Below are 12,054 nucleotides of genomic sequence, written 5' to 3'. Positions count from 1 at the left end.
CGGCGGCGGCGCCGCGATCGGCGCGGCGCCGGCCGACGCCGGCTGCGCCGCCTCGCCGCGCAGGCGCGCCACCTGCCGGCGCGCGCGCTCGTATTCGTAGGACACGCGCAGCAGCAGGCCGAGCGCAGCGCAGGTCATCAGCACGCTCGAGCCGCCGGAGGAGATCAGCGGCAGGGTCAGGCCCTTGGTCGGCAGCAGGCCCAGGTTCACGCCGATCGAGACCAGGCTCTGCAGGCTCATCCACAGCGCGATGCCGAACGCGCAGTAGCCGGCGAAGTGGCGCCGCATCTCCACGCACTGCAGCCCGAGCCAGAACGCGCGCCCGGCCAGCAATGCGTACAGCGCGATCACCGCGAGCACGCCGAACAGGCCCAGCTCCTCGCCGATCACGGCGAGGATGAAGTCGGTGTGCGCCTCCGGCAGGTACGACAGCTTCTGCACCGAGGCGCCGAGCCCGACCCCGAACCATTCGCCGCGGCCGAGCGCCATCAGCGCGTTGGCGAGCTGGTAGCCGGCGCCGAACGGATCCTCGAACGGATCGGTGAACGAGGTCAGGCGCCGCACCCGGTACGGCGCCGCCAGCGCGATCGCGGCCAGCGTCGGCAGCAGCAGCGCCACCGGCAGGAAGATGCGCGGCATGCTCGCCCCGGCCAGCACCAGCATGCCGCCGGTGATCGCCAGCAGCAGCATGGCCGAGCCGAAGTCCGGCTGCATCAGCAGCAGCGCCACCAGCAGTCCCGCCACGCCGAGCGGCTTGAGCAGCGCCGGCCAGGTCGCGGCGATGCCCTCGTTGAAGCGCTTGAGGTAGCTGGCCAGCCACACCACCAGCAGCACCTTCACCGCCTCCACCGACTGGAACTTGATCAGCACCAGGTTCAGCCAGCGCCGCGCGCCCTTGACCTCGTGCCCGAGACCGGGCACCAGCACCAGCAGCAGCAGCACGAAGCAGCCGATCAGCAGCCACTGGCTCCAGGCCTCGACCAGCTTCAGCTCGGTGCGCATCGCCACCGCCGCCACGCACGCCCCGAGGGCGAGGTACAGCGCATGCCGCAGCGCGTATTCGTAGGGCGTGGCGCCGATCGCCACCGAGCTGGAGGCCACCATCACCAGGCCGAAGCAGGCCAGCGCCAGCGCGCAGCCGAGCAGCCACGGATCGAAGCGGCCTTCGATCGCGTCGAGTGGCGTGGCCTGGCGCGGCGTTCCGTCCATCAGCGCACCTTGAGCGTGGCCAGGCCGACCAGGACCAGGATCACCGAGATGATCCAGAAGCGGACGATCACCCGCGGCTCCGGCCAGCCCTTGAGTTCGAAGTGGTGGTGGATCGGCGCCATGCGGAACACGCGCCGCCCGGTGAGCTTGAACGAGGCGACCTGGATCATCACCGACAGCGTCTCGATCACGAAGATGCCGCCCATCACCACCAGCACCAGCTCCTGGCGCACGATCACCGCGATCGCGCCGAGCACCGCGCCGAGCGCGAGCGCGCCGATGTCGCCCATGAACACCATCGCCGGATAGGTGTTGAACCAGAGGAAGCCCAGGCCCGCGCCGGCGATCGCGGCGCAGATGATCACCAGCTCGCCGGCGCCGGGCACCTGCGGGATCTGCAGGTACTGCGCGAACACCGCGTGGCCGGAGGCGTAGGCGAACACGCCCAGGCCGCAGGCCACCAGCACGGTCGGCATGATCGCCAGGCCGTCGAGGCCGTCGGTGAGGTTGACCGCGTTGGAGAAGCCGACGATCCAGAAGTAGGCGATCGCCACGAACGCGATCCCCGCCAGCGGCAGGGCCACGGTCTTGAACAGCGGGATGTAGAACGTGGTCGCGGCCGGGGCGTCGGCGGTGTACCACAGGAACAGGCCGGCGCCGAGGCCGAACAGCGACTGCAGCAGGTACTTCCAGCGCGACTTCATGCCGTTCGGATCGCGGCGCACGATCTTGATCCAGTCGTCCCAGAAGCCGATCCAGCCGAACGCCACCATCACCGCCAGCACCAGCCACACGTAGCGGTTGCGCAGGTCGCCCCACAGCAGCACCGAGGCCAGCACGGTGAGCAGGATCAGCGCGCCGCCCATGGTCGGCGTGCCGGCCTTGGAGAAGTGCGACTGCGGGCCTTCCTTGCGGATCGGCTGGCCGCCCTTGAGCTGGGCCAGGCGGCGGATGATCGCCGGCCCCCACCACAGCGACAGCAGCAGCGCGGTCAGCGCGGCGAGGATGCCGCGGAAGGTCAGGTAACCGAACAGGCCGAACAGGCTCTGCAGTTGTTCCAGCCAGCGCGCGAGCTCAAGCAGCATCGGTGCCCCCCTTGCCCTGCGGACGCGGCTCGGCCGCGAGCACCGCCTTCACCACCTGGTCCATCGCGCTGCCGCGCGACCCCTTGACCAGCGCCTGCACCCCCGGGCGCAGCTCGGCCAGCAGCGCCGCGGCCAGCGCCTCGTGGCTGTCGAACACCCGTCCGCCCGCGCCGAACGCGCGCGCGGCGTGCGCGCTGAGCGGCCCGAGCGCGTACAGCCGGCGCAGGCCCGCGCTCCGGGCGCGGCGGCCGGCCTCGGCGTGCAGCGCCTCGGCGTCGGCGCCGAGCTCGCGCATGTCGCCCAGCACCAGCCAGCCCTCGCCGCCGGCCGCGGCCAGGGTGTCGATCGCGGCGTGGAGCGAGCCGGGGTTGGCGTTGTAGCTGTCGTCCACCAGCACCGCGCCGCTGTGCAGGCGGTGCGTGACCAGGCGCCCGGCGACCGGACGCGCAGCGGCCAGGCCGTCGCGGATCGCCTGCAGCGGCGCGCCCGCGCCGAGCGCCAGGCAGGCCGCGGCGAGCGCGTTGCGCACGTTGTGCCGGCCGGGCAGCGCCAGCGTCACCTCGGCCTCGCCCTCCGGCGCGACCAGGGTGAAGCGCGAGCCCTCGGCATCGGCGACGATGTCGCGCGCGGTCACGTCGGCGCTGGCCTCCAGGCCGAAACGCAGGATCCGGTGCCCGTGCGCGCGTTCGCCGAAGTACGGCGCGAAGGCGTCGTCGGCGTTGATCACCGCCACCCCGTCCGGCGGCAGCGCGTCGTAGATCGCGGCCTTGGTGTCGGCCACGCCGAGCAGGCTGCCCATCCGCTCCAGGTGCGCAGGCGCGATGTTGTTGACCACCGACACGTCGGGACGCGCGATCGCGCACAGGTAGGCGATGTCGCCGGGCTTGCCGGCGCCCATCTCGTAGATCGCGAACTGCGCGTCCTCGGGCGCGTCGAGCACCGCCAGCGGCAGGCCGATCTCGTTGTTGCGGTTGCCGGGGTTGGCGTAGGCGCGGCCGGCCCGCTCCAGGATCGAGAGCGTGAGCGTCTTGACCGTGGTCTTGCCGTTGCTGCCGGTGATCCCGATCACCCGGGCCGCGCGCTCGCGCTGCACCGCGCCGGCGAGCGCGGCCAGCGCGCGCGCGGTGTCGGCCACCACCACCTGCGGGATCGGCACGTCCAGGGCGCGCGCCACCAGCGCCGCGGCGCAGCCGGCCCGGGCGGCGGCGGCGACGAAATCGTGGCCGTCGAAACGCTCGCCCTTGAGCGCGACGAACAGCGCCTGCCCGCCCTGCTCCGCGGCCAGTTGCCGCGTGTCGGTGACCACGCGCGCCACCACCGCGTCGGCGCCGGCCACCCGGCCGCCGACCATGTTCGCGATCTGCGTGAGCCGCAGCGGCTTCATGCCCGTGCCTCCAGCGCCGCGCGCGCGACCGCGGTGTCGTCGAAGGGATGCTTCACGCCCGCCACCTCCTGGTAGGGCTCGTGGCCCTTGCCGGCGATCAGGACCACGTCGTCCGCCGCGGCCATCGCCACCGCACCCGCGATCGCCGCGGCGCGGTCGCGCTGCACGACGACCCGCTGCGGCGCGGCGAAGCCGGCCATGATCTCGGCGACGATCGCCTCGCCGTCCTCGCCGCGCGGGTTGTCGTCGGTGACGATCACCACGTCGGCCAGGCGCTCGGCGATCGCGGCCATCTCCGGGCGCTTGCCGCGGTCGCGTTCGCCGCCGCAGCCGAACACGCACAGCAGCCGCGCCGGCGCGTGCGCGCGCAGCGAGGCCAGCGCCTGCTCCAGCGCGTCGGGCGTGTGCGCGTAGTCCACCACCACCAGCGGCAGGCGGCCGTCGCCGCCGAGCCGATTCATGCGCCCGGCCACCGGGGTCAGCGCCGCCAGCGCCTCGCCGATGCGCTGCGGCGTCTCGCCCAGCGCGTGCAGCACGCCGGCCACCGCCAGCAGGTTGTCCACGTTGAAGCGGCCCAGCAGCGGCGAGCGCAGCGCCTGCCGGTGCGCGCCGATCGCCAGCTCGAAGCCGATGCCGCGGTTGTCCAGCCGCACCTGTTCGGCGCGCACGTCGGCGTCGGGCGCGCCGCGCGAGCTCACGCCCACGTGCGCCACCGCCGGGGTGAGGGTGTCGTACAGCGCGCGGCCGTAGTCGTCGTCGAGGTTGATCACCGCCGCGCGCAGGCCGGGCCAGCCGAACAGCTTGGCCTTGGCCGCGCCGTAGGCGGCCATGTCGCCGTGGTAGTCGAGGTGGTCGCGGGTCAGGTTGGTGAACACGGCGACGTCGAAATGCACCCCGGCCACGCGGCCCTGGTCGAGCGCGTGCGAGGACACCTCCATCGCCAGCGCCTGCGCCCCGGCGTCGCGCAGCTGCGCCAGCAGCGCGTGCACCTGCAGCACCAGCGGGGTGGTGAAGCCGGTCGGCTCGGTCTGCCCGTACAGCCCGGCGCCGAGCGTGCCGATGGTCGCGCTGCGCAGCCCGAGCCGTTGCCAGGCCTGCGCCAGCAACTGCACGGTCGAGGTCTTGCCGTTGGTGCCGGTGACGCCGACGGTGGTCATCGCGCTGCTCGGATGGCCGTGGAAGCGGTCGGCCATCTCGCCCAGCCGCGCGCGCAGGCCCGGCACCGCGATCGCGCCCGGCGGCACCGGCAGGTCCGGCGGCGCCGGCGGCTCGAACAGGATCGCGGCCGCGCCGGCCGCCTGCGCCTGCGCGGCGTAGGCCAGGCCATGCGCGCCGAAGCCGGCGATCGCGACGAAGGCATCGCCCGGCCGCAGCGCGCGGCTGTCCTGCACCAGGCCGGTGATCTCCAGATCGGCGGCGATGCCGGGGATGTCGGGCAGCAACTCGGCCAGGCGCATGCGGCGGCTCATCGCGCACCTCCGTCCTGCACCGCATTCGTCGCCTGCGCCGGGGCCGTCGTCGCCGGGCCTGGGCCGCGGCCTGCGCGGCGAGCCAGGCGTCGAGGTCGTCCGGCGCCACGTCCATCAGCCGCAGCGCCCCGTCCATCACGTTGTGGAACACCGGCGCGGCGACCAGGCCGCCGTAGTAGGCCTTGCTCGGCGCGGGATCGTTGATCACCACCACCATCGAGAAACGCGGATTGCTCGCCGGCACCAGCCCGGCGAAGAACGAGACGTAGCGGCGCGAATAGCCGCCGGCGCTGGCGATGCGCGCGGTGCCGGTCTTGCCCGCCACGCGGTATCCGAGCACGCGCGCCTGGGTCGCGGTACCCCCCGGCAGGGTGACGGTCTCCATCATCCGCAGCACTTCGCGCGCCACGTCCGGATCCATCGCCTGCCGGCTCTCGCCGCGTTCGCCCTTGACGAAGCTGGGCCGGATCAGGCGCCCGCCGTTGCCGAGCGCGGCGTAGGCCTGGGCGATCTGCAGCGGCGTGGCGCTCAGGCCATAGCCGTAGGAGATCGTGGCCTTGGTCGAACCGCTCCATTCCGACGGCGGCGGCAGCACGCCCGCGGCCTCGCCGGGGAAGCCGCTGCCGGTGCTGCGGCCGTAGCCGAGCCGGCGGATGTAGTCGTGGAAGGCCTGGTCCGGCAGCCGCTGCGCGATCTTGATCGAACCGACGTTGGAGCTCTTGGTGATCACGCCGGTGACGTCGAGCACGCCGTAGTCGTGGGTGTCGCGGATGGTGTAGCGGCCGAGCTTGTAGCTGCCCGGGCGGGTGTCCACGATCGTGCGCGGGGTGACCACGCCAGCCTCGAGCGCGGCCGCGACCGTGATCGGCTTCATCGTCGAACCCGGCTCGAGCAGGTCGGTGACCGCGCGGTTGCGGTGCGCCTCGCGCGCGCCGCCGCCGACCGCGTTGGGGTTGAACGAGGGCAGGTTGGCCATCGCCAGCACCTCGCCCGTGGCCACGTCGAGCACCACCGCCGAACCGCTGCTGGCCGAATGCTCCAGCAGCGCGCGCTTGAGCTCGCGGTAGGCCAGGAACTGGATCCGGCGGTCGATGGACAGGGTCAGGTCGCGGCCGGGCACCGCCGGCTCGAGCAGGTCCACGTTCTCGACGATGCGCCCGCGCCGGTCGCGGATCACCCGCTTGCGCCCGGGCTGGCCGCGCAGCCATTCGTCGAAGGCCAGCTCCAGCCCTTCCTGGCCGCGGTCGTCGATGTTGGTGAAGCCGAGCACGTGCGCCAGCACTTCGCCCTGCGGGTAGAAGCGGCGGAACTCGCGCTGCGAATACACGCCCGGAACGCCGAGGGCGAGGATCCGCCGCGCCTCGTCGGGGTTGATCCGGCGCTTGAGGAACGCGAACTCCTTGTCGGCGCGCTGGCTCAGGCGGCGGGTCAGGGTCTCGGCCGGCACGCCCAGCGCCTGCGCCAGCTGCGGCAGCCGCTGCGGGTGCTTGAGCAGCTCCTGCGGGTTGGCCCAGATGGACTCCACCGGCGAGGACACCGCCAGCGGCTCGCCGTTGCGGTCGGTGATCATCCCGCGCGAGGTCGCGATCGGCAGCTCGCGCAGGAAGCGCGCGTCGCCCTGGCGCTGGTAGAAGTCGTTGTCCAGCACCTGCAGGTCCACCGCGCGCACCACCAGCGCCAGCGCGCCCAGGCCGAGCGCGCCGGTGACCAGCAGCAGCCGGCGGCGCAGGTCGAACTGCAGCCGCTGGCGCCGTGCCGGCGGCTTGCCGCGTCCTGCCGGGCGGGACAGGCGCGCGTTCATGGCTGCACCACCACGATGTCTTCGGCCTTGGGGAAGGCCATGCCCAGGCGCGTGCGCGCGACCTGGTCGATGCGGTGGCTCTCGGCCCAGGTGGCCTGTTCGAGCTGCAGGCGGCCGAACTCGATGTCGAGCTCGTCGCGCACCCGCTCCAGCCGGGTCAGCTCGGCGAACAGCTGCCGGTGCGCGTGGCGCGCGTGCACGATCGCGACCGCGCTGCCGACGTTGGCCAGCACCAGCAGGGCGAGCAGCAGGCGCAGGCTCATGCCACGCCTCCCGTGTCGAGCTTCTCGGCCACGCGCAGCACCGCGCTGCGCGCGCGCGGGTTGGCGGCGACCTCCTCCGCGTCGGCCTTGCACGCCTGCCCGACCGCGCGCAGGGTCGGCACGAACGCCGACGCCGCCGGCAGGCGCCGGCTCGCCGGCGGGGCCTTGGCGTGGCGGGCGATGAACTGCTTGACGATCCGGTCCTCGAGCGAGTGGAAGCTGATCACCACCAGCCGTCCGCCCGGCTTCAGCCGTGCGTGCGCGGCCTCCAGCCCGGCCTCGAGGTCGGCCAGCTCGCGGTTGAGGTGGATGCGGATGGCCTGGAAGGTGCGGGTGGCCGGATGGATCTTGTGTTCGCCGCGCGGCACCACCGCCGCGACCAGCTCGGCGAGCTGGCCGGTGCGCTCCAGCGGCCGCTCGGCGCGGCGGGCGACGATCGCGCGCGCGATCCGGCGCGCGTGGCGCTCCTCGCCGTAGGTCCACAGCACGTCGGCGATCTCGCGCTCGGAGGCGTGCGCCAGCCACTGCGCCGCGCTCTCGCCGGCCTCGGGATCCATGCGCATGTCGAGCGGCCCGTCCTTGGCGAAGGAGAAGCCGCGCCCGGCCTGGTCCAGCTGCGGCGAGGACACGCCGAGGTCGAACAGCACCCCGTCCAGGCCGGCCGCGGTCGCGTCCCAGTCGGCCAGGCGGGCGAAGCTGCCGCGCAGGATCGCCACGCGCGGATCGGCTCCGAACTCGCGCTGCGCCACCGCGATCGCCTCGGGATCCTTGTCCATCAGCAGCAGCCGGCCTCCGGGGCCCAACTTCGCCAGCACCCCGCGCGCGTGGCCGCCGCGCCCGAAGGTGCCGTCCAGGTAGGTTCCGTTCCCTTTCACCTGCAGGCCGTCCAGGACCTGCGCGTACATCACGGGCAGATGCGGCGCGGAAGGGTGGCCGGACCGGGCATCCGGGCCACCGCCGCTCACAACTGCAACTCGAGCAGCTCCCCGCCCAGATCCTCGTCGCTGATCGTCTGACGGATCTGTTCGTGGTGCGCCTGCTCGCTCCACAGCTCGAACTTCTCGCCCATGCCCAGCAGCACCGCGCGTTTCTCGATCCCGACCGCGTTGCGGTGGCTGGCCGGGATCGTGATCCGGCCGTTGCCGTCGGGCTCGACGAAGGTCGCCGCGCCCACCAGCTTGAGCTGGAAGCTGCGGTTGACCTTCTTGGTGCGCGGCAGCGCGTTGACCTGGTCGCGCACGCGCTCCCAGACCGGCAGCGGGTAGAGGTAGAGGCAGCCGGACTCGAACGGGTTGTAGGTGACGACCAGGCGGTTGCCGGCCTCGCGCGCGACCAGCTCCCGGTAGGCGGTCGGAATCGCCAGCCGGCCCTTGTCGTCAAGCGTGATGGCGGTCTCGCCCTGGAACATCGCCTTGCCCGGTGGTGCCCGTCTGCCGCGGGCTTCGTTGGGAGGAAAACCACGAATTCCCCGGTTTTCCCACAGGATGCCACCTTAGGAGCGACCCACAGGGTTGTCAACAACTTTTCGCGACCGATTTTTCCAGCCGCATCAAAGGCTTGCGCTGAACTTCAGAGAGTGGTTCAAGACTTATCCACTAGCTGCTGTTTTGTCTCAAATTCTGAGACTGGCCGCGTGCGTCGCGAGGCCCCGGCTCCGTCTCCGGTCGGTGCCGGACGCGTGCTGCGGCGCAACAAGAGGACGCCGCGGCGCGCGCAGGTCAAGGGGCGCAGAAAGAGGGGCGGAGCCGGCCGATAAGCCGGGTTCTGTCGTGGACAGTCATTCCTCTGGGCCCTGCGTCGCCGCAGGGCTCGAGCAGCCTACCCGGACCCGACGCGGGCCGCGTCATGGGGTCCCTATTTGGCCTTGCTCCCGGTGGGGTTTGCCGTGCCGGTCCGTTGCCGGACTCGCGGTGCGCTCTTACCGCACCGTTTCACCCTTGCCACGCGCGCCTTGCGGCGCCGTTCGGCGGTCTGCTCTCTGTTGCACTTTCCGTCGGCTCGCGCCGCCCAGGCGTTACCTGGCACCGTGCCCTGTGGAGCCCGGACTTTCCTCGGCCCGCCGAAACGGGCCGCGACTGTCTGGCCGACTCCGCGGTGACAGCTTACCGGAACGGACCTGACTCCTCGCCCCCGTACAGGGCCTTGCGCGGGGCGCCGCTCAGTTCGGCCGCGAGCCGGGCGGCGGTGGACGGCGGCAGGTGTTCGCACAGCTTTGCGTACAGGCGCCGGCCCTCGGCGACCTTGGCCTCGGCCGTCTCCTCCGCGCCCTGCACCAGCAGCACGAACTCGCCGCGGCGCTGGTCGGGGTCGGCACGCACCCGGTCGAGCAGGGCCTGCAGGGGGCCGTCGAGCACGGTTTCGAACAGCTTGGTCAGCTCGCGCGCCAGCACCGCCGGACGCGCCTGGCCGAAGGCCGCCGCCATGTCGGCGAGCGTGTCCTCGATCCGGTGCGCGGATTCGTAGAACAGCAGCGTGCGCGGCTCGTGCGCGAGCTGGGCCAGGCGTTCGCGGCGCGCGCGCGGCTTGGCCGGCAGGAAGCCTTCGAACACGAACCGGTCGCTGGGCAGGCCGGCCACGCTGAGCGCGGCGACGAACGCGCACGGCCCGGGCACCGGGCTCACCCGCACCCCGGCCGCGCGCGCCGCGCGCACCAGGCGGAAACCGGGATCGCTGACCAGCGGCGTGCCGGCGTCGGACACCAGCGCCAGCGACTCGCCGGCACGCAGGCGGGCGACGATCTGCTCCGCCAGCGCCGCCTCGTTGTGCTCGTGCAGCGCCAGCAGCGGCCGTTCCAGGCCGAAGTGGGCGAGCAGCTGGCGGGTGTGGCGGGTGTCCTCGGCGCACACCGCGTCCACGCCGCGCAACGTGTCCAGCGCGCGCGGCGAGAGATCGCCGAGGTTGCCGATCGGCGTGGCGACCACGTAGAGCGTTCCCGGCGTTCCCGGCGTTGCGGCGCGTGCGCCCGACATGGTCGTCCCGATGGCTGGAGGCTTGCGGCCGCGACCCGGCAGGTCGCGCGGCCCGGGTAGAATCCTAGCGGACTGCATCGCCTGCGAGGCCGCCAATGGATCTGCGCTCCCCACGCCGCGCATCGCGCATCGCCGCCTGGTTGCTGCTGGCCGTGGCCCTGCTCGGCGCCGGCTGCGCGACGGTGCGGACCACGCCGGGCGAGCGCCCGCACGCGTATGCGCCCGCCTTCGCCCAGGCGCGCGAACTGGCGCGCAACGACGCCGCGCTCGCCGGCCAGGCGCGCGCCGCCAATGCCGATGCGATCGAACGCCTGCTGGCGCAGCTCGACGACGCCACCCTCGCCCGCGACGCCGCCGCGCTGCCGGTGGGCGACCCGCTGTACAACTTCGCCGGGCGCGCGCTGCTGCGCCGCGGCCTGCCGCTGCCGCGGCCGTTCGACCGCTCCGCCTGGCGCTTCGACGCCGGCGCGCGGCCGCCGGCCGAACGCGACGGCTACCGCCCGCCGCTGAAGCTGGCGGTGCTGCTGCCGCTGTCGGGCAGCCGTGCCGCCGCCGCGGCGCCGGTGCGCGACGGGTTCCTGACCGGCTACTACGGCGAAGCGCGGCGCCGGCCGCAGGTGAAGTTCTACGACACCGCCGGCACGCCGGCGGGCGCGCTCGCGGCCTATGCGCAGGCCGTCGCCGACGGCAACGACTTCGTGCTCGGACCGCTCGGGCGCGAGGAGGTGGACGCCGTGTTCGGCCAGGCCGGACTGCCGGTGCCGGTGCTCGCGCTCAACCGCGGCAGCACCGCGCCGCCGGCCGGCAGCGCCAGCTTCTCGCTCTCGCCCGAGGACGAGGGCATCGCCGCGGCCGAGTACCTGGTGGACCGCAACGCGCGCCGGGTGCTGGTGCTGGCGGGCAACGACGATGCGATGAAGCGTTCGGCCGCCGCCTTCGCCGAGGCCTTCGGCGAGCGCGGCGGCAGCGTGGTCGCCCGCCTCGAGGTCGGCGAGACGGTCGAGGGCCTGCTGCCGCGCGTGCAGGCGGCGCAGGCCCAGGGCGGCGTGGACGCGGTGTTCCTCGCGCTCAAGGGCGCGCGGGCGCGCGAGGCGGCGCCGCTGCTGGCCCAGGCCGGGCTCGGCGGCGCGCTGCGCGTGGCCACCTCGCAGCTGACCTCCGGCACCGGCAAGCCCGAGCAGGACCGCCTGCTGGACGGCATCGCCTTCCCCACCGAAACCTGGAGCGTGCGCGGCCTGCCCGCGCTGCCGCCGGCCGAGGACGTGGCCGCGCGCCTGCGCACCGCGCGCGGGCCGGCCGCGCGCCTGTTCGCCTTCGGCCACGACGCCTGGCTGCTGACCGCGTACCTGGAGAAGCTGGCGCTGCAGGCCGACGCCGCGATCGCCGGCGCCACCGGCACGCTGCGCGTGGACGGGTTCGGCAACGTGCTGCGCACGCCGACCTGGTCCACCTTCCGCGGCGGCCAGCCGGTGCCGCTGGCCGATGCCGCGCGCTGAGCCGCTCGACCGCCGCACGCGCGGGGCCGCGGTCGAGGCCGCCGCGCGCGCGTACCTGGTCCGCGCCGGCCTGCGTCCGCTGGCCGCGAACGCGCGCTACCGCGCCGGCGAGCTCGACCTGGTGATGCGCGAGGGCGAGACGCTGGTGTTCGTCGAGGTGCGTTACCGGCGCGACGCGCGCTTCGGCGGCGGCGCGGCCTCGGTGGACGCGCGCAAGCGCCGCCGCCTGGTCCGCGCCGCACAGTTGTTCCTGCTCGCCCACCCGCAGTACGCGGACGTCCCCTGCCGCTTCGACGTGGTCGAGGCCGAGGGCGACCCCGCCGCCCCGGCCCTGCACTGGCTGCGGGATGCGTTCCGGGCGGATGATTGAGTTCCGGA

General features: G+C 73.6%; 9 protein-coding genes, 1 other RNA gene and 2 pseudogenes. 2 read left to right on the top strand and 10 right to left on the bottom strand.

The window, feature by feature from the left end:
• The 10 genes and pseudogenes from ftsW to rsmI form a co-directional block, all read right to left on the bottom strand.
• Window positions 1–1,209: putative lipid II flippase FtsW (gene ftsW, locus FPV26_RS08650; RefSeq protein ID WP_147653483.1), on the bottom strand; the 1,209-nt coding region annotated here is incomplete at its 3' end.
• Window positions 1,209–2,294 carry a phospho-N-acetylmuramoyl-pentapeptide-transferase gene (mraY, locus tag FPV26_RS08645; protein WP_147653482.1) on the bottom strand — a complete coding sequence of 362 codons (1,086 nt, stop codon included), beginning with the start codon at window positions 2,292–2,294 and terminating at the stop codon, window positions 1,209–1,211. The genes ftsW and mraY, both read right to left, overlap by 1 nt.
• On the bottom strand, window positions 2,284–3,678 hold the full coding sequence (locus FPV26_RS08640; protein WP_147653486.1) for a UDP-N-acetylmuramoyl-tripeptide--D-alanyl-D-alanine ligase: 1,395 nt from the start codon (window positions 3,676–3,678) through the stop codon (window positions 2,284–2,286). Before FPV26_RS08640 ends, mraY begins: the two co-directional genes overlap by 11 nt.
• Window positions 3,675–5,147, bottom strand: coding sequence for a UDP-N-acetylmuramoyl-L-alanyl-D-glutamate--2,6-diaminopimelate ligase (locus tag FPV26_RS08635; RefSeq protein ID WP_147653481.1), 1,473 nt, complete (start codon window positions 5,145–5,147; stop codon window positions 3,675–3,677). The genes FPV26_RS08640 and FPV26_RS08635 overlap by 4 nt, the downstream gene beginning before the upstream one ends.
• Before the next feature lie 58 nt (window positions 5,148–5,205).
• Window positions 5,206–6,948: pseudogene (locus FPV26_RS08630) on the bottom strand (peptidoglycan D,D-transpeptidase FtsI family protein); the annotation flags it as partial.
• Window positions 6,945–7,211 carry a cell division protein FtsL gene (ftsL, locus tag FPV26_RS08625; protein WP_147653480.1) on the bottom strand — a complete coding sequence of 89 codons (267 nt, stop codon included), beginning with the start codon at window positions 7,209–7,211 and terminating at the stop codon, window positions 6,945–6,947. The gene ftsL and the pseudogene FPV26_RS08630, both read right to left, overlap by 4 nt.
• Window positions 7,208–8,176: a 16S rRNA (cytosine(1402)-N(4))-methyltransferase RsmH gene (rsmH, locus tag FPV26_RS08620; protein ID WP_281282850.1), complete on the bottom strand. Its 969-nt coding sequence runs from the start codon at window positions 8,174–8,176 to the stop codon at window positions 7,208–7,210. Before rsmH ends, ftsL begins: the two co-directional genes overlap by 4 nt.
• Window positions 8,173–8,619, bottom strand: coding sequence for a division/cell wall cluster transcriptional repressor MraZ (gene mraZ, locus FPV26_RS08615; RefSeq protein ID WP_147653478.1), 447 nt, complete (start codon window positions 8,617–8,619; stop codon window positions 8,173–8,175). The genes rsmH and mraZ overlap by 4 nt, the downstream gene beginning before the upstream one ends.
• Before the next feature lie 329 nt (window positions 8,620–8,948).
• An RNA gene (gene rnpB, locus FPV26_RS08610) (RNase P RNA component class A) lies at window positions 8,949–9,302 on the bottom strand.
• A gap of 11 nt (window positions 9,303–9,313) precedes the next feature.
• A complete protein-coding gene (gene rsmI / locus FPV26_RS08605) occupies window positions 9,314–10,180 on the bottom strand; it encodes a 16S rRNA (cytidine(1402)-2'-O)-methyltransferase (RefSeq protein ID WP_147653477.1) in 867 nt (288 codons plus the stop codon).
• Window positions 10,181–10,407: 227 nt separating this feature from the next.
• Here rsmI and FPV26_RS08600 point away from each other — a divergent pair.
• Window positions 10,408–11,676, top strand: a pseudogene (locus FPV26_RS08600) (penicillin-binding protein activator); the annotation flags it as partial.
• A complete protein-coding gene (locus FPV26_RS08595) occupies window positions 11,663–12,046 on the top strand; it encodes a YraN family protein (RefSeq protein ID WP_147653475.1) in 384 nt (127 codons plus the stop codon). The pseudogene FPV26_RS08600 and the gene FPV26_RS08595, both read left to right, overlap by 14 nt.
• The last annotated feature ends 8 nt before the right edge of the window (window positions 12,047–12,054 follow it).

The organism is Vulcaniibacterium gelatinicum (assembly GCF_008033445.1).
GTDB classification, from domain to species: domain Bacteria; phylum Pseudomonadota; class Gammaproteobacteria; order Xanthomonadales; family Xanthomonadaceae; genus Vulcaniibacterium_B; species Vulcaniibacterium_B gelatinicum.
The sequence above is the reverse complement of the archived record's forward strand: the minus strand, read 5'-3'. Positions and strand labels throughout refer to the sequence as shown.

Excerpts from the sequence above, each read along its gene's own strand:
- FPV26_RS08640 (WP_147653486.1), bottom strand. The coding sequence starts at position 3,678 with ATGAAGCCGCTGCGGCTCACGCAGATCGCGAACATGGTCGGCGGCCGG.
- ftsL (WP_147653480.1), bottom strand. The coding sequence starts at position 7,211 with ATGAGCCTGCGCCTGCTGCTCGCCCTGCTGGTGCTGGCCAACGTCGGC.
- FPV26_RS08595 (WP_147653475.1), top strand. The coding sequence starts at position 11,663 with ATGCCGCGCGCTGAGCCGCTCGACCGCCGCACGCGCGGGGCCGCGGTC.
- rsmI (WP_147653477.1), bottom strand. The coding sequence starts at position 10,180 with ATGTCGGGCGCACGCGCCGCAACGCCGGGAACGCCGGGAACGCTCTAC.
- FPV26_RS08635 (WP_147653481.1), bottom strand. The coding sequence starts at position 5,147 with ATGAGCCGCCGCATGCGCCTGGCCGAGTTGCTGCCCGACATCCCCGGC.
- mraZ (WP_147653478.1), bottom strand. The coding sequence starts at position 8,619 with ATGTTCCAGGGCGAGACCGCCATCACGCTTGACGACAAGGGCCGGCTG.
- mraY (WP_147653482.1), bottom strand. The coding sequence starts at position 2,294 with ATGCTGCTTGAGCTCGCGCGCTGGCTGGAACAACTGCAGAGCCTGTTC.